21 protein-coding genes are annotated in these 19,890 nt (G+C 63.6%); 10 read left to right on the top strand and 11 right to left on the bottom strand.

Features of this window, described 5'->3' with window-relative positions:
- Positions 1–151: 151 nt before the first annotated feature.
- The 7 genes from DES45_RS09020 (at position 152) to DES45_RS08990 (ending at position 5,395) form a co-directional block, all read left to right on the top strand.
- Positions 152–487: a phasin family protein gene (locus DES45_RS09020; protein ID WP_245571633.1), complete on the top strand. Its 336-nt coding sequence runs from the start codon at positions 152–154 to the stop codon at positions 485–487.
- 322 nt (positions 488–809) lie between these two features.
- Positions 810–1,154: an ATP-dependent Clp protease adapter ClpS gene (gene clpS / locus DES45_RS09015; protein ID WP_114769971.1), complete on the top strand. Its 345-nt coding sequence runs from the start codon at positions 810–812 to the stop codon at positions 1,152–1,154.
- A gap of 30 nt (positions 1,155–1,184) precedes the next feature.
- Positions 1,185–3,647 (top strand): ATP-dependent Clp protease ATP-binding subunit ClpA, encoded by a 2,463-nt coding sequence (clpA, locus tag DES45_RS09010; RefSeq protein WP_114769661.1) that lies wholly within the window; start codon positions 1,185–1,187, stop codon positions 3,645–3,647.
- A complete protein-coding gene (locus tag DES45_RS09005; RefSeq protein ID WP_114769660.1) occupies positions 3,644–3,895 on the top strand; it encodes a hypothetical protein in 252 nt (83 codons plus the stop codon). Before clpA ends, DES45_RS09005 begins: the two co-directional genes overlap by 4 nt.
- A 120-nt stretch (positions 3,896–4,015) precedes the next feature.
- Positions 4,016–4,354, top strand: a complete 339-nt coding sequence (locus DES45_RS09000; protein ID WP_114769659.1) for an ArsR/SmtB family transcription factor — start codon at positions 4,016–4,018, stop codon at positions 4,352–4,354.
- Positions 4,351–4,836 (top strand): SRPBCC family protein, encoded by a 486-nt coding sequence (locus DES45_RS08995; protein ID WP_114769658.1) that lies wholly within the window; start codon positions 4,351–4,353, stop codon positions 4,834–4,836. Before DES45_RS09000 ends, DES45_RS08995 begins: the two co-directional genes overlap by 4 nt.
- 13 nt (positions 4,837–4,849) lie before the next feature.
- On the top strand, positions 4,850–5,395 hold the full coding sequence (locus tag DES45_RS08990; protein ID WP_114769657.1) for an SRPBCC family protein: 546 nt from the start codon (positions 4,850–4,852) through the stop codon (positions 5,393–5,395).
- On the opposite strand, the gene DES45_RS08985 is transcribed toward DES45_RS08990, so the two are convergent.
- The 3 genes from DES45_RS08985 to DES45_RS08975 form a co-directional block, all read right to left on the bottom strand.
- Positions 5,396–6,574 (bottom strand): GNAT family N-acetyltransferase, encoded by a 1,179-nt coding sequence (locus tag DES45_RS08985; protein ID WP_114769656.1) that lies wholly within the window; start codon positions 6,572–6,574, stop codon positions 5,396–5,398.
- 177 nt (positions 6,575–6,751) lie between these two features.
- On the bottom strand, positions 6,752–7,504 hold the full coding sequence (locus tag DES45_RS08980; protein ID WP_114769655.1) for a glycerophosphodiester phosphodiesterase family protein: 753 nt from the start codon (positions 7,502–7,504) through the stop codon (positions 6,752–6,754).
- Entirely contained in the window at positions 7,501–7,971 is a 471-nt protein-coding gene (locus tag DES45_RS08975) for a RidA family protein (RefSeq protein WP_114769654.1), read from the bottom strand. The genes DES45_RS08980 and DES45_RS08975 overlap by 4 nt, the downstream gene beginning before the upstream one ends.
- Positions 7,972–8,091: 120 nt before the next feature.
- Here DES45_RS08975 and DES45_RS08970 point away from each other — a divergent pair, with 120 nt between their 5' ends.
- Complete coding sequence (locus tag DES45_RS08970) at positions 8,092–8,931, top strand: cell envelope integrity EipB family protein (protein ID WP_114769653.1); 840 nt, start codon at positions 8,092–8,094, stop codon at positions 8,929–8,931.
- Here the strand turns inward: DES45_RS08970 and DES45_RS08965 are convergent.
- Together DES45_RS08965 and DES45_RS08960 are read right to left on the bottom strand one after the other, a co-directional pair.
- Positions 8,922–10,196, bottom strand: a complete 1,275-nt coding sequence (locus DES45_RS08965; protein ID WP_114769652.1) for a DNA polymerase IV — start codon at positions 10,194–10,196, stop codon at positions 8,922–8,924. The genes DES45_RS08970 and DES45_RS08965 overlap by 10 nt on opposite strands.
- 6 nt (positions 10,197–10,202) lie before the next feature.
- The gene (locus DES45_RS08960) at positions 10,203–10,472 is read right to left on the bottom strand and encodes a DUF3572 domain-containing protein (RefSeq protein ID WP_245571673.1); all 270 of its coding nucleotides are present in this window, start codon (positions 10,470–10,472) and stop codon (positions 10,203–10,205) included.
- Between the two features lie 121 nt (positions 10,473–10,593).
- On the opposite strand from DES45_RS08960, the gene DES45_RS08955 reads away from it, so the two are divergent.
- Positions 10,594–10,977 carry a response regulator gene (locus tag DES45_RS08955; protein ID WP_114769650.1) on the top strand — a complete coding sequence of 128 codons (384 nt, stop codon included), beginning with the start codon at positions 10,594–10,596 and terminating at the stop codon, positions 10,975–10,977.
- Between the two features lie 803 nt (positions 10,978–11,780).
- Positions 11,781–14,027 carry a calcium-binding protein gene (locus tag DES45_RS24745; RefSeq protein WP_147282371.1) on the top strand — a complete coding sequence of 749 codons (2,247 nt, stop codon included), beginning with the start codon at positions 11,781–11,783 and terminating at the stop codon, positions 14,025–14,027.
- Positions 14,028–14,161: 134 nt separating this feature from the next.
- Here the strand turns inward: DES45_RS24745 and DES45_RS08935 are convergent, their stop codons facing one another.
- The 6 genes from DES45_RS08935 to DES45_RS08910 form a co-directional block, all read right to left on the bottom strand.
- Positions 14,162–14,812, bottom strand: a complete 651-nt coding sequence (locus tag DES45_RS08935) for a ThuA domain-containing protein (RefSeq protein WP_114769646.1) — start codon at positions 14,810–14,812, stop codon at positions 14,162–14,164.
- Between the two features lie 100 nt (positions 14,813–14,912).
- Positions 14,913–16,088 carry a Gfo/Idh/MocA family protein gene (locus tag DES45_RS08930; RefSeq protein ID WP_114769970.1) on the bottom strand — a complete coding sequence of 392 codons (1,176 nt, stop codon included), beginning with the start codon at positions 16,086–16,088 and terminating at the stop codon, positions 14,913–14,915.
- Positions 16,089–16,093: 5 nt separating this feature from the next.
- On the bottom strand, positions 16,094–16,861 hold the full coding sequence (locus DES45_RS08925) for a sugar phosphate isomerase/epimerase family protein (protein ID WP_114769645.1): 768 nt from the start codon (positions 16,859–16,861) through the stop codon (positions 16,094–16,096).
- A gap of 78 nt (positions 16,862–16,939) precedes the next feature.
- A complete protein-coding gene (locus tag DES45_RS08920) occupies positions 16,940–18,019 on the bottom strand; it encodes an ABC transporter ATP-binding protein (RefSeq protein ID WP_114769644.1) in 1,080 nt (359 codons plus the stop codon).
- Positions 18,020–18,022: 3 nt separating this feature from the next.
- Positions 18,023–18,907: a carbohydrate ABC transporter permease gene (locus DES45_RS08915; RefSeq protein ID WP_114769643.1), complete on the bottom strand. Its 885-nt coding sequence runs from the start codon at positions 18,905–18,907 to the stop codon at positions 18,023–18,025.
- Positions 18,904–19,839: a carbohydrate ABC transporter permease gene (locus DES45_RS08910; protein ID WP_114769642.1), complete on the bottom strand. Its 936-nt coding sequence runs from the start codon at positions 19,837–19,839 to the stop codon at positions 18,904–18,906. Before DES45_RS08910 ends, DES45_RS08915 begins: the two co-directional genes overlap by 4 nt.
- Between the last annotated feature and the right edge of the window lie 51 nt (positions 19,840–19,890).

Genomic DNA, 19,890 nt, shown 5'->3' with positions numbered 1-19,890 from the left:
TGCGGTTACGGGGCGGTTAACGGTGGGGCCCTTGTGCGGCATTTTTTGTGCACTGCACAAATTTATTGACATCTATTGTGCGGTGCACATATTATTGATTATCGTTCAGTCGGCAGCACTCTGCCAGTGAAACTCGAGAAAGCCGAGGTCCATGATGATTAACTCGTTCGAACAGTTCCAGAAGTTCGGTCAGAGCAACCTGGATGCCACCATGAAGGCATTCGGTGCCTTCTCGAACAATGCACAGGCAATTGCTGCCGAGTCGGCTGAGTTCGCGCGCAAGTCCTTCGAGCACAACACCTCCACGATCGAAAAGCTTTTCGGCGTCCGCACGCTCGACAAGGCGGTCGAGATTCAGACCGACTACGTCAAGGGTGCTTACGACAGCCTCGTCAGCCAGTCCACCAAGCTGGGCGCTCTCTACTCGGCCCTCGCGACCGAGACGTTCAAGCCCTTCGAAGGCGCGCTGACGAAGAAGACCGCCTAAACGGCCGGGATCATCAATTTTCGTGCGAGACGCCCGGCCGATGTGCCGGGCGTTTTGCGTTGGGGACGGGTCCATGAGACGACCATGCGCATACACCACCCCGAGGCCCATGCGACCTGTTCAAGATGTCGCTCTTCAAGTCCGGCCTGCGACGTCCCATCTGGTTGATCTAGCGAACCGGGGAGAGCGACTATACATTTGGAAGTGGTTCGCGGTCGGCATGGTTGAGCAGGCTGCGGCCCGCATACGAACAATGAGGGTCGGTCGAAACATCATGCGGCGGTTAGCTCAGGGCGGATTGGCCCGATCGGAGCAGGTTTTCATGGCCGGAGCCGGGTCCCAGCCTCCTGGCGGGGGGGACGACGGCGGCCGGTCGAACACGGCCATCATCACAAAAGCCAAGCCGCGGACGAAACGGCCGAACCTGTACCGCGTTCTCCTCTTGAACGACGACTACACCCCCATGGAGTTCGTGGTGCATGTGCTGGAGCGCTTCTTCAACAAGAACCGCGAGGACGCGACCCGGATCATGCTGCATGTGCACCAGAATGGCGTCGGAGAGTGTGGAGTTTTTACCTACGAAGTTGCGGAGACGAAGGTGACCCAGGTGATGGATTTCGCCCGGAAGCACCAGCATCCCCTGCAGTGCGTTATGGAAAAGAATTAGCCGAGACACCGTCTCACAAAGGATAAGCCGTTGCCGAGCTTTTCTCGCAGTCTTGAACAAGCCCTCCATCGAGCCCTCGCTCTCGCAGGCGAGCGCCGTCATGAATATGCGACCCTGGAGCACCTGCTCCTGGCCCTCATCGATGACCAGGACGCGGCAGCGGTCATGCGGGCATGCAACGTCGACCTCGACGTACTCCGCCGAAATCTCGTCGAATACGTCGATACCGAACTGGCGAACCTCGTGGCCGACGGGCGGCAGGACTCCAAGCCGACTGCCGGGTTCCAGCGGGTGATCCAGCGGGCGGTCATTCACGTGCAGTCCTCGGGCCGCGACGAGGTGACGGGCGCCAACGTGCTCGTGGCCATCTTTGCCGAGCGCGAGAGCCACGCCGCCTATTTCCTGCAGGAGCAGGATATGACCCGTTACGACGCGGTCAACTACATCAGCCACGGCATCGCCAAGCGCCCCGGCCTTTCGGAGGGCCGGACTCCGCGCGGCGCCGAGGAGGAGTCCAACGAGCGCCCGACTCAGGAGGAATCCGACAGCCGCCCGAAGAAAAAGGGCGACGCGCTCGATGCTTACTGCGTCAACCTCAACAAGAAGGCGAAGGAAGGCAGGATCGACCCGCTCATCGGCCGCGAGTCCGAGGTGCAGCGCACGATCCAGGTCCTCTGCCGCCGGCAGAAGAACAACCCGCTCCTCGTCGGCGATCCCGGCGTCGGCAAGACAGCCATCGCGGAGGGCCTCGCCCGCAAGATCGTGCGCGGCGAGGTGCCGGAGGTCCTCAAGGACGCCACCGTCTTCGCCCTCGACATGGGCACGCTGCTCGCCGGCACCCGCTACCGCGGCGACTTCGAGGAGCGCCTGAAGCAGGTGATGAAGGAGATCGAGGCGCATCCGAACGCCATCATGTTCATCGACGAGATCCACACGGTGATCGGCGCCGGCGCCACGTCCGGCGGCGCGATGGACGCATCGAACCTCCTGAAGCCCGCGCTCGCCCAGGGCACCCTGCGCTGCATCGGCTCCACGACCTACAAGGAGTACCGCCAGTACTTCGAGAAGGACCGTGCCCTCGTGCGCCGCTTCCAGAAGATTGACGTGAACGAGCCGTCGGTGCCGGATGCGATCGAGATCGTGAAGGGCCTCAAGCCCTATTTCGAGGAGTTCCACAAGCTCCGCTACACCAACGAGGCCGTGAAGGCCGCGGTGGAGCTCTCGGCGCGCTACATCAACGACCGCAAGCTGCCGGACAAGGCGATCGACGTGATCGACGAGACCGGCGCGTCGCAGATGCTGCTGCCGGAGAACCGCCGCAAGAAGACGATCGGCCTGAAGGAGATCGAGGCGACCATCGCCACAATGGCTCGGATCCCGCCCAAGACCGTCTCGAAGGACGACGCCGAGGTGCTCGCCCATCTCGACGAAACCCTCAAGCGGGTGGTCTACGGCCAGGACAAGGCCATCGAGGCGCTCACCTCGGCGATCAAGCTCGCCCGGGCCGGCCTGCGCGATCCGGAGAAGCCGATCGGCTCCTACCTGTTCGCGGGACCGACCGGCGTCGGCAAGACCGAGGTCGCCCGCCAGCTCGCCACCTCGCTCGGCGTCGAGCTCCTGCGCTTCGACATGTCCGAGTACATGGAGCGCCACACGGTCAGCCGCCTGATCGGCGCGCCTCCCGGCTATGTGGGCTTCGACCAGGGCGGTCTCCTGACCGACGGGATCGACCAGCATCCGCACTGCGTGCTGCTTCTCGACGAGATCGAGAAGGCGCATCCGGATCTGTTCAACATCCTGCTTCAGGTCATGGACCACGGGAAGCTGACGGACCACAACGGCAAGCAGGTCGATTTCCGGAACGTGATCATCATCATGACCACGAATGCCGGCGCCGCCGACATGGCTCGCCCGGCCTACGGCTTCACCCGCACCAAGCGCGAGGGTGACGATACGGAAGCGGTGAACCGGCTGTTCACGCCGGAATTCCGCAACCGCCTCGACGCCATCATCTCCTTCGGCCATCTGCCGAAGGAAGTGGTCCAGAAGGTCGTCGACAAGTTCGTGCTCCAGCTGGAGGCCCAGCTGGCGGACCGGAACGTCACGATCGAGCTCACGGACGAGGCCCGCGACTGGCTGGTCGAGCATGGTTATGACGAGGCCATGGGCGCCCGTCCGATGGGACGCCTGATCCAGATGACGATCAAGACGCCCCTGGCCGACGACATTCTGTTCGGTCGCCTGAAGGACGGCGGCGCGGTCCGCGTCATCGTCAAGAGCGATGAGATCGGCCTCCAGACCCTCGGGTTCGAATATCCCGAGGGGCCCGTGAAGCCGAAGCCCGAGACGGATGTCGTCAAGGCCAAGAAAAAGCCCCGTGCCAAGTCGAGCGGGACCTCGAAGGCAAAAAAGTCGGTGAAACCGAAGGGACCCGGTGGTAATGGGGGCGGAGGTGTCCGCACCGTTCCGAAGGTTCCGTTGGTGAGAGCATGACCACTGAGCTACACGAAGGCCCGCTTGAGACCGCTCCGGCCGTCGCGTCCACGTCCAAGCTGACCTGGCGCCAGCAGCGCGCCGTCCGCCGCCGTCGCCGCGTCTGGTTCGAAGAGGTTCTCGGCTGGATTCTCGTGCCGCTCATCCTGTTCGGGTGCTACTGGTTCGTCGAGCTGGTGCTCAGCGGGATGGGCACCTCGATCGGAGCGATCATCGACGGGCTCAGTAACCTGAGATCCAACCTCTGACGCTCCGGCGTTTCGACGATTAATGATTGCCCTGCCTCGAACCCGAGGCAGGGCGTTCTTTTTGCTCAAACGCTAAACTAAATGGTTGAATGATTTTTAGTCTCGTGTATCTTCAACCACATGGTTGAACAATATGCCCATTTGGATGCCGTGTTCCACGCCCTGGCCGACCCGACGAGGCGAGCCATGCTCCGCCGCTTAGCCACGGGCGAGCAGAGCATCGGTGAGCTGGCGGCTCCCTTTCAGATGTCCTTCGCAGGCGCGTCGAAGCATGTCCGCGCGCTCGAGCACGCTGGCCTGATCCGGCGAGAGGTGAGGGGGCGGACCCATGTCTGCCGGCTCGACCCGGCGCCGCTTGCGGCCGCTGACGAATGGCTGCGCTTCTACGAACGCTTCTGGGCCGAGCGGCTCGACGCTCTCGAGCGTGTTCTCAAGCAGCAGGACGAGGAGCCGAAATGACTGGAGCGACACCCATTCCCGTACGGATCACGCGGCGCTTTGCGGCGGGTCCCGAGCGGGTCTTCGACGCCTTTCTCGATCCGCATCTTGCCGGACAATTCATGTTCGCAACGCCGGGCGGGGAGATGACGAAGGTCGAGATCGACCCTTGTGTGGGCGGCGCCTTCATATTCGTGGACCGGCGGAACGGACGCGAAATCGGGCACCGTGGAACCTATCTCGAGATCGACCGGCCCCGCCGCTTGGTCTTTTCCTTCACGGTCGAAGGCGTCGAAGCCGAGCCGGATCGCGTCACGATCGACATCGCGGCCGTCGCTACAGGATGCGAACTCACCCTGACCCACGAGATGAAGCCCGAATGGGCCGAATACATCGACCGGACCGAGGCCGGCTGGAGCATGATTCTCCAAGGCCTCGAAACGGCGATCAGCCGGATCGGCCATCCCGCCGGCCTGTCGTTCCCCGAAAACCGAAATGTGTGAGCAGGAGAGGTCCATGGACCAATACGGTATCCTTGCAGCGGCCGATACGGTCCGCTTCGAACGTCTGCTGCCCGGCCCGATCGATCGGGTCTGGGCCTTCCTGACCGAGTCCGACAAAAGGGCAAGCTGGCTTGCCTCCGGTCCGATGGACCTTCACGCCGGGGGGCGTGTGGAACTGCTTTTCCGCAACTCCGACCTTTCGCCGACGCAGGAGGCTGTCCCTGACAAGTACCGGCAATATGATGACGGCAACGGTGCCAAGCTGGTCGCAAGAGTGACGCGATGCGAGCCGCCCCGTCTCCTCAGCCACACCTGGAGCGGGGAGCCGGGCCTGGAGTCCGAGGTCACCTACGAGTTGACGGCGAAGGGCGACAAGGTGCTTCTCGTCCTGACCCACCGCCGCCTCGGCAGTCGCACCGAGATGTTGAGCGTGTCGGGCGGCTGGCATACCCATCTCGACATTCTGGCCGCCCGCCTGAGCGACGACGTGCCGGCACCGTTCTGGTCGACCTACGGGCGGCTGGAGGCGGAGTACGACAGGCGCCTTCCGGCCTCCTGATCACTCTTCGTCCTGATGGCGGAAGGGAGTCGCGGAGGCTAGTTCCTCTGCGGCTTCCGAAACATAGCGCCGCTCCTGCTCGAGATAGGACGCAACGGCCCGCCGCAGGGACGGATCGGCGAGATCGTGTGCGGACGTGGTGATGACCGGCCGGTAGCCCCGCGCCAGCTTGTGCTCGCCCTGCGCGCCGGCTTCGACCCGGTCGAGGCCCCGGGCGATCGCGAACTCGATGGCCTGATAGTAGCAGACCTCGAAGTGCAGGAAGGGATGATCCTCGATGCAGCCCCAGTTGCGGCCATAGAGCCGTCGGTCGCCGATGAAGTTGATCGCGCCGGCGATATAGCGTCCGTTGCGCTTGGCCATCACCAGCAGAATGCGTTCCGCCATCCGCTCGCCGACCAGCGAAAAGAACCGGCGGTTGAGATAGGGGCGGCCCCATTTGCGCGAGCCCGTATCCATGTAAAAGGCGAAGAACGCATCCCAATGGGCTTCCGTGATGTCGCGGCCTGTCACCCATTCGACCGTGATTCCGTTCTGGAGCGCGTCCCGCCGCTCGCGGCGGATGGCCTTGCGCTTGCGTGAGGCGAGTGCCGCGAGAAAGTTGTCGAAACTCCCATAATCCTCGTTGAACCAGTGGAACTGCTGGTCGTCGCGCCGCAGGAAACCCTTGGCCGTGAAGGCCTTTATGTCGGCTTCCTGAAGGAATGTGGCGTGGATCGAGGAGGCCTTGGTCTGGTCGCGAACGGCCCGGAGGCCTGCAATCAGATGGTCGCGGACCTCGTCCGCCCTTGGGCTCTCCGGCACCAGGAGGCGCGGTCCGGTCGCGGGCGTGAAGGGCACCGAGACCTGAAGCTTGGGATAGTAGTGTCCGCCTGCGCGCGTGTAGGCATCCGCCCAGGAATGGTCGAAGACGTATTCGCCCATGGAATGGGACTTCAGGTAGCACGGAACCGCCCCGAGAAGCGTCTCGGCTTCGTCCTCCACCACGAGATGGAGAGGAGCCCAGCCCGTGCGGCCTCCGACGCAGCCGGAATCCTCGAGGACCGACAGGAACGCATGGGACACGAACGGGTTGTGCGGATCCTCATCGCCGGCGGTCGCCGCGCGGAGCGCGCAGGCATCCCAGGCGGCGGCGGGCACCGCCTTGAGGCTCTGGGCAATTTTGACCTGGAATGACACTGATTGATAAGGATCTCGCCGTTACCCAAGAGCTAGGGCTTCGGCGGGATCCTTGCAAGCTTGGGCTATAAAGCATCGGACCCAAAAGCGGATTTGCACTTTTGCGTCCGATGCTTTCTTTTAGGATGGGGAGCATCGTCCAAGCGGAAAACCGGATCTACTTTTCCGCACGATGCTCTAAGGCAAAAAGCCTTCGAAGACCATCTGGTCGGCGAACTTCTCGGCACGGGCCCGCTGTTCGGGATTGCGCACGGTCCAAGTCATGACCGGCAGGTTGCCGAGCACCTTGCACAGGTAAGGGCCGGCGCAGGGGAGGTCGTCCACCTTCCAGGAGACGAACTGCGGCTGAGACTCCTCGATATGCAACAGGTTCGCGAGGCGGTGCTTGAGTTCCGCGCTCATGAAGCTGTCGTTCTTCGAGGCATAGTGGAGTTCGCCGATGATCCCGCGCGTGATCGACGGCGCGCTCGTGCGCAGGGTCGAGACGACGAACGGATCGAAGGACTTCACCACGAACGGACCGCTGTAATCAGCCAGGATTTCGCAGACGCGCTTGGTCAATCGCACGTCGCCGTTGAATTTGCTCTTGATCTCGATAACCAGCGGTACCCGTCCGGCGATCGTGTCGAGGAACTGCCGGAACGAGGGGATCCTGTCTCCGCCTTTCGCGCCGGTGATGGCGATCTTCGTCAGATCCGAAAGATTGCGCTCGATCACCGCTCCCTTGTCGCCGGTGAGGCGGTCGAGATCGAAGTCGTGGAAGACGATCGCCTCGTTGTCGGCGGTCAACTGAACGTCGAGCTCGATCGGGAAGCCGCGCGCGATGGCGGCTTCCGCGGCAGAGATCGTGTTCTCGATCACGCCGTTGGCTTTGTCATGGAGGCCGCGATGGGCGATGGGCTTCGCGACGAGCCAGCTTGGGGTGCTCATTTGACTTCGAACATTCCTTCGACTTCGACACAGGCGTCGAGCGGCAGCTCCGCGACGCCGACGGTGGAGCGCGCATGACGCCCGGCATCGCCGAGGACCTCGACCATCAGGTCGGACGCGCCGTTCATCACCGGCGCGAGGCCCGCGAAGGTCGGCACGGCGTTGATGAAGCCGCCGAGGCGCACGCAGCGCACGACCTTGTCCAGGTCGCCGACGGCCGCCTTCAGCTGGGCGAGAAGGTTGATCGCGCACAGCCGCGCCGCCTCCTGGCCTACCTCCGGCGTGATCTCGGCTCCAAGCTTGCCCTTGTGGCCGTCGGAAAGCTTGCCGTCGAGGCCGAGGCAGAGCTGGCCCGAGATGACGATCAGGTTGCCGGTGCGCACGAAGGGGACGTAGTTCGCCACCGGTGCGGCAGGGGTGGGGAGCGTGATGCCCAGGTCCTGGAGTTTCTTGTCGACTGCGCTCATTTGAAGCCTCGCCTTTAATCCCGAAGACTTAGTGGCCGATGAACCAATGAGACGCAAGTTCGAACATTGCCCTGTCCGCAGGACGATTCTATCTTCATCCCTGGGGGGACTGGAGGATTTATGCGTTCGTTGTTGATGGCGTCTGGCCTGTCCATTGCCTTGCTGGTGCCGGCGATGGCCGAAACGGCCAAGAATACGGTGCAACTCATCCCGCACCGGGCCGTCTACGACCTCTCGCTCTTGCGGTCGGAAGGATCGCGCGGGCTGGACAGCGCCCGCGGTCGGATCGCGATGGAGTTCGGCGGGAATGCCTGTGAGGGGTACACGCTGAATTACCGTCAGGTCACGGTGCTCGACAGCAACGAGACCGGCCCGCGCACGGTCGATACCCGGACCGCAACCTTCGAGGCCGGGGACGGGCAGTCGATGCGGTTCAAGTCCACGTCCTCCATGCAGGGCCTGACCAAGGACGGGGTCGACGGGGACGCCAAACTCGCCCCCGATGGGACTCTGGACGTCCGCTTCAAGCAGCCGAGGAACGCCACATTCGCGGCCGCCGGCCAACCGGTCTTCCCGACCGAGCACCTGAAGCGCCTGATCGAGGCGGGCCGGAAGGGGCAGACCACCGTTTCCGTGCGGGTCTACGACGGGTCGGACGACGGCAAGAAGGTTTACGACACGCTCGCCCTAGTCGGGCGCCGGATCGAGCCGGGAGCGGGAAGCGGCCTCGAGGAGACGGTCCGTCAGGACGCCATGGCCAACATGGCGCGCTGGCCGGTGACGATCAGCTACTTCACCGAAGGGGCGGGCGAGCGGACCCCGGCCTATACGATTTCCTTCGAGCTCTACGAGAACGGCGTGAGCCGGGCCCTGAAGCTCGATTACGGCGACTTCGCGCTCAAGGGCGAACTCACCAGCCTCCAGATCCAGACCGCCGCGGCACCGGCCTGTCAGCGCTGAGGCTTGCGTAGGACGATCCCCTTCTGAAGCGCCGCCGTACCGAACTTGTCGCGGATCTTGTCGATGGCAGCCTCCATGTGGGCCTGCCGGACGACGGTCTGGTCCGCCAGGTCGCCTCGATCCGCCTCCGCGGCATCACAGAGATCCGCCGCCCCGATGCCGATGAGCCGGTAGGAGGTGCCGTCGCACGCGGCTTTCAGAAGATGGCGGGCCGGCTCGAACAGGCGCGCGGCAAGCTGGGTCGGCGGCAGGCCCGACCGGGTCCGGGTAAGGAGCCGGAACTCCCGGTCCTTCAGTTTGAGCGTCACGCTCTGGCCGGCGAGGCCCGCGGTCTTCAGCCGTTTCGAGACCTTTTCCGATAGGCGCCACAGGATAGGCTCGAGATCGTCGAACGCCTGCAGATCCGTCTCGAACGTGGTCTCCGCCGAGATGCTCTTGGTCTCCCGCTCGGGCGTGACGGGTCGGCTGTCCTCGCCCCAGGCCAGCCGCGACAGGCGCTGCGAATCCCGCCCGAGAGCCTCGAACAGGACCTTCAAGGGCACATGGCGCAGATGGGAGATCAGCGTCACGCCAGCCTTCGCCAGGCGGGCCTGGGCGGAGGCGCCGATCCCGGGAATGATCGAGACCGGCTTGTCCGCCAGGAAATCGGGAGCCTCGGCCCGGCCGATGATCGAGAAGCCGCGGGGCTTTTGGAGGTCGGACGCGATCTTGGCCAGGAACTTGTTGGGCGCCAGCCCCACCGAGATGCTGATGCCGATCTCGGTTTCGACCCGGTGGGCGAAGCGGGCGAGCGTCACGGCAGGGCTGCCGTGGTGCAGGCGCTCGGTCCCCGAGAGGTCGAGAAAGGCCTCGTCGATCGAGACCGGCTCCACCAGCGGGGTCAACTCCAGCATGAGCTGTCGCACCTCGCGGCCGGCCACCCGATACTTTTCAATGTTCGGCTTGATGACGACCGCATGCGGACAGGCCTTCAGGGCCTTGAACATCGGCATGGCGGAGCGAACGCCGTAGGTCCGTGCCACATAGCAGGCCGTGGACACGACGCCGCGCTTGCCGCCGCCGATGATCACCGGCCTGTCGGCAAGGCTCGGGTCGTCCCGCTTCTCCACCGCGGCGAAGAAGGCATCGCAGTCCACGTGGGCGATGGAGAGGCTGTCCCTTTCCGGGTGCCGGAGCAGGCGAGGGGACCCGCACGCCGCACAGCGCTGCGCCAGGACGGTCCCGGCGAAGGTCAGGCAGTCACGGCAGAAGGGGGCGACACTCATAGGTGGCTAGTCGAACTCGGACGGCGAGAGGGTGAAATGAGCCTGCATCACCTCCTCCGGCTTGATCTTCTGCGTTTCCGCGAAGCCGACGAGCAGCGCCTCGTCCGAGGCGATGTAGTCAAGGATACCGGCGAAGAATCCGGCCGACTCGGCCGCGATCCGGATTGTGTCGACCCGCAGGCCGGAGACCGCCAGAAAGCGGTTCAGGCGGTCTTCATCGTTCGTGATATAGGAGAAGGCACTCAGCGCGATGCGCTCGGCCTCGTCGACGCTCATTTTCCTCAAGGGCATCTTCCTGCGATGGATTTGCAATTCATCAATAGGTTTGCTTGTAGCCTTATCATCGGACGAACAAGTGGGCCGGTGAAGTCAGTTTTTGTGCCCTGGGACAGCCGCAATGAAGAAGACCGTGCTCATCGTCGAGGATAACGAGCTCAACATGAAGCTCTTCAACGATCTCCTCGAGGCCCACGGCTATGCGACCTTGAAGACGGGCCATGGCATCGAGGCCATGGAACTCGCCCGCGCCCACAGGCCGGATTTGATCCTCATGGACATCCAGCTGCCGGAGGTCTCCGGTCTCGAGGTGACGCGCTGGCTGAAGGCCGACGACGAGCTGAAATCCATCCCCGTCATCGCCATCACGGCCTTCGCCATGAAGGGCGACGAGGAGCGCATCAGGGAAGGGGGCTGCGAGGCCTACCTGTCCAAGCCGATCTCCGTCGCCAAGTTCATCGCCACGGTCAAGACTTACCTGGAAGCGGACAGCGGCCGGCCCTGAGCCTTTCCCGTGCAGATGACGATGCGGCAGGTGGTAAATAGGGCCGGAAACGCGCGGCCGCCTGACCTTTCGCATCAGAAACCCGACTCTTGTTGTTGACAACGTTGAGGTTTCGCTATTCCTTTGGAAAACGGCTTTTTTGGACCGTCGCCATGCTTGCGCCGCGCGATGTTTCCAATATGTTCAGGTTCGAATCCTCCGCTTCTTGCGGAGACGCAATGCCTTACGGATGCTCAGGTCCGCCGCATCTCCTGGGGTTCGTAGGCTCGGCCAGCCGGGGCGGCTCGTTGCCTCCTCAACATTCCGCTTCCGGCTGGCCACCTCCCTTTCGCCCATCGGCACCCTCCGCGCCTGCCGGCTGCCGAAGCCGTTCCCGAATTCATTCATCCGCTGCCGTCAGGGCTGATCCGAAAGAGCATTATCTCTTTCGGATATGCAGTTGATCTCTTTCGAGCGAAGGGAAGAGAAGCGGTGCGCGCAAAGGTATCGGGAGCAGTTCGCCAGCTCAGTCCATCGCATTGCAGCTTGTTTGCATGCGAAATATCCAGAGTGGCGGATCAAACGGCGAAGCAAACGATCGATCCGACATAGTTGTTCCCTCAAAACAAGCCTGTTGACCGTTCTCACATCTGCGCTGAATTCCCGGTGTCGCCGTCGCGCATAGCCGAAAGTACCTCTTTGGGTCTTTTGAGTACTCCCCCGATGGGTGTTGGACCTCACGCCGCGCGACCCTTCTTATCGTGTCAGTTCTCCCGCTGAGCCACATGCATTGAGCGGGAGCGTGCAACACACGAGAGGCGCCAATGGCCACTATTGTTTTGACGGTTGCTGAGTTCCGCGCGGCTACGATCCCATTCTCGACGGCGGATGACGTCGTTCTCGCAGACACCAGTGCGAACATTGCCACCCTCACCGGAACCGAGGTCCAGCAACTCGGTGCGCTCAACGTAGACAGCATCGACGCGACAGATGACCTCGTCGTGCTGTCCATCCCGCAACTGGTTAACCTCGGGTCGGTCGCATTGACGCCCGCGGATGTGGTCGTCTTTCAGGCAACGGGCGCGGATCTGGCAACGGGTACACCTGCAGATGTTGCCGACTTGGCGGCGCGTAACGTCGATTTCATCGACGCGTCCGATGATGTGCTGACATACAACTTCGAACAGTTCAGCGCTCTCGGCACCGTCAGCTTCACGGCATCCGATACGGTCACGATCACTGCGACGGCCGCACAGGTGCAGGGTCTGACGCCAGCCGACATCGCTGCGATGTCAACCAAGAATGTGGACGTTCTCGACCCAGACGCCACCGTGACCCTCACGGTGGCACAGGCAGCAGCATTCGCCGGGAGTGGCATTTCCTTCCCGGCGGCCGACAACGTCGGCGTCGTTGATACGGGCGCCAACCTCGCCACGCTTACCGATGCACAGATCACGTCCCTCATTGCCAAGGGCGTCGACGCCTTCGATGCCAGTGATAATGCGATCAGGGTCTCGCTGGCACAGTTCAACGCCTTCGGCACTACTCTTGCCGTCGATGATGCTGTGACGCTTTCTGATGCGGGTGCAAACATCGCCGCGCTGACGCCCGATCAACTCACGGCATTAGCAGGACAGGGCGTTGTCGCCATTGATGTAACTGACAACGCTCTAGCGCTCTCGGTTGCACAGCTTAATGCTCTGGGAGTCCCTCTCTCTGCTGGTGACGCAGTGACCCTCGCGGATACAGGTCAGAATATCGGTGGCCTTTCGGAAGCTCAGATCGCAGCACTTGCCGGGCAAAGTGTCGTTGCAATCGACGCAACAGACAATGCGCTCACCTTGACCCTCGGGCAGCTCAACAGCCTTGGCGCCGTGCAGCTCACCGCGTCCGATCAAGTCTCGGCTACTGCTTCGACGGCTGATCTCCTGGGCCTGACGAGCGTTCAATTGGATACTCTGGTAGCCCAGGGCGTCGACCTTCTCGATTCCACCGATGATGTCGTCGCTCTGACAGTTGCGCAGGCCCAGCTGATCACCGGCAAGGGGCTCGGCTTCGCTGCTGGAGATGCCGTGACCCTCTCAGACAGCGGCGCTGCACTGGCTGCACTGACGCCAGCTCAGATTGCTGATTTGGCGGCCAAAGGCGTCGACGTAATTGACGCCACGGATAATGCTCTCACGCTTACTGCCGCCCAAGCAGCTTCTTTGGCTGGCAGCGGCACCTCTGCCGCATCGGGTGATACCGTGACGGTTGTCGATACGGGCGCCGCGCTCGGCGCGCTGACGCCGGCGCAACTCGCTTCATTGAACGGCAAGGGCGTCGATGCGCTCAACGCGACGGACAATGTCCTTGCTCTCTCCGTGGCTCAGCTGAAGGCTCTCGGATCGGTTGGTCTGGCTGTCGACGACGCCGTCCGTCTGACGGATGCAGGTTCGACACTGGCCAGTCTGTCGGCCGGTGAAATTTCCGGCCTCGCGGCACGAGGCGTCGACATTCTTGACGCTGCGGACAACGCGGTGACGCTGTCCCTGTCCCAGTATCAGTCTCTCGGTGCTCTTCAGATCGCGGCCGAAGACCGCGTCACGATCAATGGAACCTCGGCGTCCGAGCGCATCGATGGACGCGCCAACAACGAGTACCTCAAGGGCTTCGGCGGCAATGATCGTCTCAACGGCAATGATGGGAACGACTGGCTCAGCGGCGGAACCGGTAAGGATATCCTGACCGGCGGTCGCGGCGCCGACGTCTTCGTGTTCGACACAAGGCCGAGCAAAAAGTCGAATTTCGACACAGTGCGAGACTTCAACGTCCGCGACGACAGCGTCTATCTCGACAACGCCATCTTCAAGAAGCTCGGAAAGGGCAGCGAGGCCAATCCGGGCAAGCTGAACAAGGCGTTCTTCCAGATCGGCGAACGCGCGGATGATCGCAACGACTACCTGATCTACAACAAGAAGACCGGCATCCTCTATTACGATGCGGACGGATCGGGCAGCGCCCATCAGGTCGAGATCGCCAAGCTGTCGAAGAACCTGAAGCTGACCTACAAGGACTTCTTCATCATCTAACGAAACGGATCCCGCCTAAACTGCCCCTCCCCATCGCCTGGGGAGGGGTTTCGCACGCGGCCTTCACGAAATGAAACCTGGAAAGCCAGCGTGGAACATAGGGGTCATGACTGCGCTGGTGGTCCCAACTCGGCTCAGGGCGTTTTCCGCGCCGCCCAGACCATCCCGCGGCGCAGGATCGTGCGCATCTGCGGCACGTCGAACTCCTTCGCCACGTGTCCGAGGGAGCTGTAGAAGACGCGGCCCTCGCCGTGGCGGCGCTTCCAGACGACGGGCATCACCACGCCTTCGATCCACGGCGCGTGCTCGCCGGAAAAGGTCGTGGTCGCGAGGACCTCGTTCGAAGGGTCCACGTGCATGTAATACTGCTCGGAGTGGTAGTCGAAGTCGCCGATGCCTTTCATGATGGGATCATCGGCCCGAGTGACGTTCACCCGATAATCGATGATGTTGCCAGGATGGGCCACCCACTGGCCGCCGCACATGAACTGGTATTCCACGGCCTCTCGGAAGGCGTCCCCCATGCCTCCGTGAAAGCCGGCGAGTCCCACGCCCTCGCGCACCGCCTTCGAGAGGTTCGCGACCTCGTCCTTCTCGATTCTCGACATGGTGTAGATCGGGACGATCAGGCCCAAGTCCGCGAGACCGGGATCCGCGAAGGCGCGGGTCGATGTCTCGACGGAGACGTTGAAGCCTTCCTCCTTCAGCATGTCCGCGACGATGGCGGCACATTGCTCCGGCTCATGTCCGCTCCAGCCGCCCCATACGATCAATGCGTCGCTCATGGTCGAGCGCTTCCTTTCGTGTCCGTGTCGTTCATTGCCAGGTTGGAACGAGAGGGCCGGCTTTTGGGTGGAAGCCGGCCCGGATGCATCTTCGGCGTTCTCAAGCGGCCGTGGCTGCTTTCGGCTGCCCCTTCCAGAGCTTGGCGGCGGCGGCATCGTCCAGCACGGCCGGGCGTTCCAGCGAGGTGGTGATGGCCCGCGGCTGGCCGGTGACGGCTCCCTCGAGGATCGAGTGCATCACCTCGAGCACATGAAGGGCGAGCCGGCCCGTCGAGCGGTGAGGGGTGCCGTTGAGGACCGCACTGGCGAGGTCAGCGAGGCCAAGCGCCCGATAGTTGGCGCGCGATGGAGCATCCGGGGCCCAATTTGGCGAGCGCCAGTTGGGTGCGCCGAGCGGCATGTCGCTCGAGTCGACGGCACGCCAGTCTCCGCCGCGCTCGGTCACCTCCACATGGCCGCCGAAGAAGTTCGGGTCGGGCACGCGGAGTGACCCTTCGGTGCCGTAGAGCTCGATGGCCGGGTGGCCGTGCTTCCACACATCCCAGCTCATGCAGAACGTGACCTGAGCGCCGGAGGCGAACTCGAGCAGCGCCATGACATGGGTCGGTGTCTCCACCGGGATGCGGTGACCCTTGCGTGGGGATTCCGCCGTCACGACGCGCTCGGGGAAGCCGATGCTCGACATGGCAAAGACGCGCTTCACAGGGCCGATCAGGTTCACGAGGGCGCCGAGGTAGTAGGGCGCCATGTCGAGGATGGGTCCGCCGCCGGGCTTGAAGAAGAACTCCGGGTCGGGATGCCAGTGCTCCATGCCGTGGGACATGAGAAAGGCGGTGCCGGACAGGATGCGCCCGACAGAGCCGTCGTCGACGAGCCTGCGCGCGAGACGTCCGCCCGCACCCAGGAAGGTGTCCGGCGCGCAGCCCAGGAGCACGCCGCCTGCCTCGGCCTCGTCGACCAGGCGGCGGCCCTGCTCGAAATCGACCGCCAAGGGTTTCTCGGAGAAGACGTGCTTGCCCGCGCTCAGGGCCGCTAGGGAGACGCCGAAATGGGCGCTCGGGATCGTGAGGTTCACGACGAGGTCGATATCGTCCCGGGCGAGGAGCTCATCCACCGTCATCGCTTCGATGCCGTAGCGGCTCGCCTGGGCCTGGGCGGCCTCGGGCCGCATGTCCGCGCAGGCGCGAAGCGTCAGGCCTTCATAGGCCGGGATGTTCTGCAGGTAGATGCCCGAAATGTTGCCGCAGCCGATGATGCCGACATTCAAGGGGTTCATGATGATCAATCCTCGATCTTGCTCAGGAAGGCAAAGCTGGCGCGGGCGGTCTGCGCCGGGTCCGCCGGCTTGTCATGCTCCACCACCATCCACTTGGCGCCGGCCTGACGGCAGACGCGCCAGAGGTCGCTCCAGTCGAGCACGCCGGATCCGACATCGGTCCATCCGTCCTGGTCCTCGTTCTGTCCGGTCGGGGCGATGTCCTTCACATGGGCGGAGATGACGCGATCGCGGTAGCGGTGAATCCACTGCTCGGGATCGGCCCCGCCTCGGGCGAGCCAGGCCACGTCCACCTGCCAGGCGAGGGGAGTTCCTTCGGCTGCTTCGAAGATCAGCTCGAGCGCGGTCTTCTCGCCCTCCTTCGGCTTCAGCTCCCAGTGATGGTTATGATAGCCGAGCCGGATGCCGTCGCGCTGGAAGCGTTCCGCCAGCTCGCCGAGTTCGCGCCCGAGCGAGCGCCAGCCGTCCGCCGCCATGTCGCGTTGGTCCGGCGGCACGGCCGGCATGAAGAGATCCGTAAAGCCGAGCGTGCGGCAGGATTCCACGATCGCGTCGGGCTTCTCGCGGAGGGCCGCGAGGCTGACATGGCTCGACGAGGCGGTCAGGCCGCGGGCATCGAGCTTCGAGCGGACGCTGGCGGCATCGTCGAGATGCGAGCCCACCGTCTCCACGTGGCGGTAACCGGCGTCCGCAACCGTATCAAGAATGCGATCGAGGTTTTCCAGCGACCGCAGGGTATAGAGCTGTATCGAGAGAGTGTCCGTGACGCTCATGTCAGTCCTCATGGTTCGAAAAGGCAAGCGCGGCCGGACACGGCGAAGAGCCGGACGCGAAGAGGCGTAAAGAGGGTTCTAGATCCGGTCGCCTGTTTCCGCATCGAACAGGGACACCTGGGCGACGTCGACCCGCAGCGACAGGCGGTCGCCGGGAGCGGCCTTCGTGTTGCCGCCGGTCCGGACCTGAAGGGAGCCTTCGCGGTCGCTGCACCAGATCACCATGTCGGCGCCCATCGGCTCGACGATGTCGATGGTGAAGCCGGACCAAGTGCCGATGTCGAGGATGTCGAGATGCTCCGGGCGCACGCCGAGGATAACGTCCTGACCGGCCGTCGGGTGTCCGGTGAAGTCGTATCCGGCAAGCGGAAGACGTCGGCGCCCGGCGACGAACTCCGGCGAGCCGTCCGATTCCTCGATGCGGCCCTTGATGAAGTTCATCTGCGGCGAGCCGACGAAGCCGGCGACGAAAAGGTTGGCGGGACGGCGGTAGATCTCGCCCGGGCTGCCGATCTGCTGGACTTTCTGGTCCTTCATGACGACGATGCGGTCGGCGAGCGTCATGGCCTCGATCTGGTCGTGGGTCACGTACACCATGGTAGTCTTGCCGAGCCGCGCATGCAGGCGCTTGATCTCGACCCTGAGTTCGTTGCGCAGCTTGGCGTCGAGGTTCGAGAGCGGCTCGTCGAAGAGGAATACTGCGGCGTCGCGCACTAGCGCCCGGCCGATGGCGACGCGCTGGCGCTGGCCGCCGGAGAGCTGGTCGGGGCGACGGTCGAGGAGATGGGTGATCTGCAGCAGTTCGGCCGCCTGCTTCACGCGCTTCTCGATTTCGGGCTTTGGCGTCTTCGCCATCCTGAGGCCGAAGGACATGTTCTCCTTCACGCTCATGCGCGGATAGAGGGCGTAGGACTGGAACACCATGGCGATGCCGCGGTCCTTGGGCTCCTCCCAGGTCACGTTCCGGCCGCCGATCCAGATCTGGCCGGAAGCCACGTCGAGGAGGCCCGCGATGGCGTTGAGCAGGGTCGACTTTCCGCAGCCCGAGGGGCCGAGCAGGACGATGAACTCGCCCTCCTCGATGTCGAGGGTGAGGCCGTCGAAGACCCGGACCGCCTCGAAAGCGACCGACACATCACGAACGGAAACAGCGCTCATGCCTTATCCCTTCACAGCGCCAGCGGCGATGCCGCGGACGAACCAGCGTCCCGAAACGAAGTAAACGACGAGGGGAACGAGCGCCGCGAGCATGGTCGCCGCCATGTCCACGTTGTAGGCGCGCTCGCCTTGAGTCGAATGCACGATGTTGTTCAGCTGCACGGTCATCGGCAGGTTCTCCCGGCCCGCGAAGGTCAGACCGAAGATGAAGTCGTTCCAGATGCCGGTGGTCTGGAGGATGGTGGCGACTACCAGCATCGGGGTCGACATCGGCAGCATCACGCGGAAGAAGATCGTCCAGAACCCGCCGCCGTCGATGCGCGCCGCCTTGAAGAGCTCTATGGGAAGCCCGGCGTAGTAGTTGCGGAACAGCAGCGTCATCGTCGGCAGGCCGAAGATCACGTGCACGATGACGATGCAGGTCAGCGAGTTGTAGATCCCAGACATCGAGAAGATGCGCACCAGCGGATAAAGGAAGACCTGGTAGGGAATGAAGGCGCCGAGCAACAGCACGCCGAACATTACGTTGGCGCCCTTCACCCTCCAGAAGGAGAGGGCGTATCCGTTGATGGCTCCCGCCGCGATGGAGAGGATAACGGACGGGATCAGGATGCGTACCGAGTTCCAGAACCCGACGCTGATGCCGTTGCATTCGAGGCCGGTGCAGGCCGACGACCAGGCCTTGGTCCATGCCTCGATCGTCATCGCGGCCGGCAGGGCGAGGATGTTGCCGAGCCGGATCTCGTCCATGGGCTTGAGGGAGGTCACGACCATGATCCAGAGCGGCAGCAGGAAGAACAGGGCCGCGGTGATCAGGAAGGCATAGACCCCGACGCGCCCGATCGTGAGGTGGCGCGGACGGCGGCCCTGGGGCTCGAGCGCGCTCATGCGGGCCTCCTCTGGGCTCGGATGTAGCGGGCATAGACCCAGGGCGCGAGGACGGCGACGACCGTGATCAGCATGATCGTGGCGGCTGCGGTACCGAGCGCGATGTTGTTGCGCTCGAACAGGTGGTCCATGACGAACTTCGCCGGCACTTCGGTGGCGATGCCCGGGCCGCCCATGGTCATGGCGACGACGAGGTCGTAGAGCTTCACCACGCCGGTCGCGAGCAGCACGGTCGCAGTTACGACCATGGGGCGGAGCAGGGGCAGCACGATCGACGTGTAGACCCGCCACGTCGGCACGCCGTCGACCTTGGCGGCCTTCCACAGGTCCTCGTCGACGCCGCGAAGCCCGGCGAGCAGGATGGCCATCGTGAGGCCGGACCCGTGCCAGAGGCCCGCTATCACGATGGTGTAGATCGCCATGTCCGGATTGACGAGCCAGTCGAAGGTGAAGCTTTCGAAACCGAGATCGCGCACAACTTTCTGCAGGCCGAGCCCCGGATTCAGGAACCATTGCCACGCCACGCCCGTCACGACGAACGACATGGCGTAGGGATACAGGAACACCGTGCGGAAGATGCCTTCCGCGCGAACGTTCTGGTCGATGAAGACCGCGAGCAGGAAGCCGAGGATCAGGCATCCGGAGATGAACAGCACGCCGAAGATGACGATGTTCTCGGCCGAGGTCACGAAGCGGTCGTTCACGAACAGGCGGCTGTATTGCGCCAGTCCGACCCAGTCGAGCTTCGGCAGGAGGGTGGAACTCGTGAAGGAGAGCCGCACCGTCCAGAGCATGCAGCCGATATAGACGACCAGCACCACAAGGGCGGTCGGCAGGAGCGCAAGGGCGGCAGGCAACCTCGTTCTGACGAGGCGGCGTCCCTGGGTGCTGGCGGCCCGGACCGTGGGAACGGGAATCGTGGCGGAATCCATCGCGCAGGCCCTTTATCGAGAGAGACGGCGTCCGGCGGGTGATGGTCGTTC

The sequence above is a fragment of the Microvirga subterranea genome (assembly GCF_003350535.1).
GTDB classification, from domain to species: Bacteria; Pseudomonadota; Alphaproteobacteria; order Rhizobiales; family Beijerinckiaceae; genus Microvirga; species Microvirga subterranea.
This window is presented reverse-complemented; position numbering and strand designations above follow the sequence as displayed.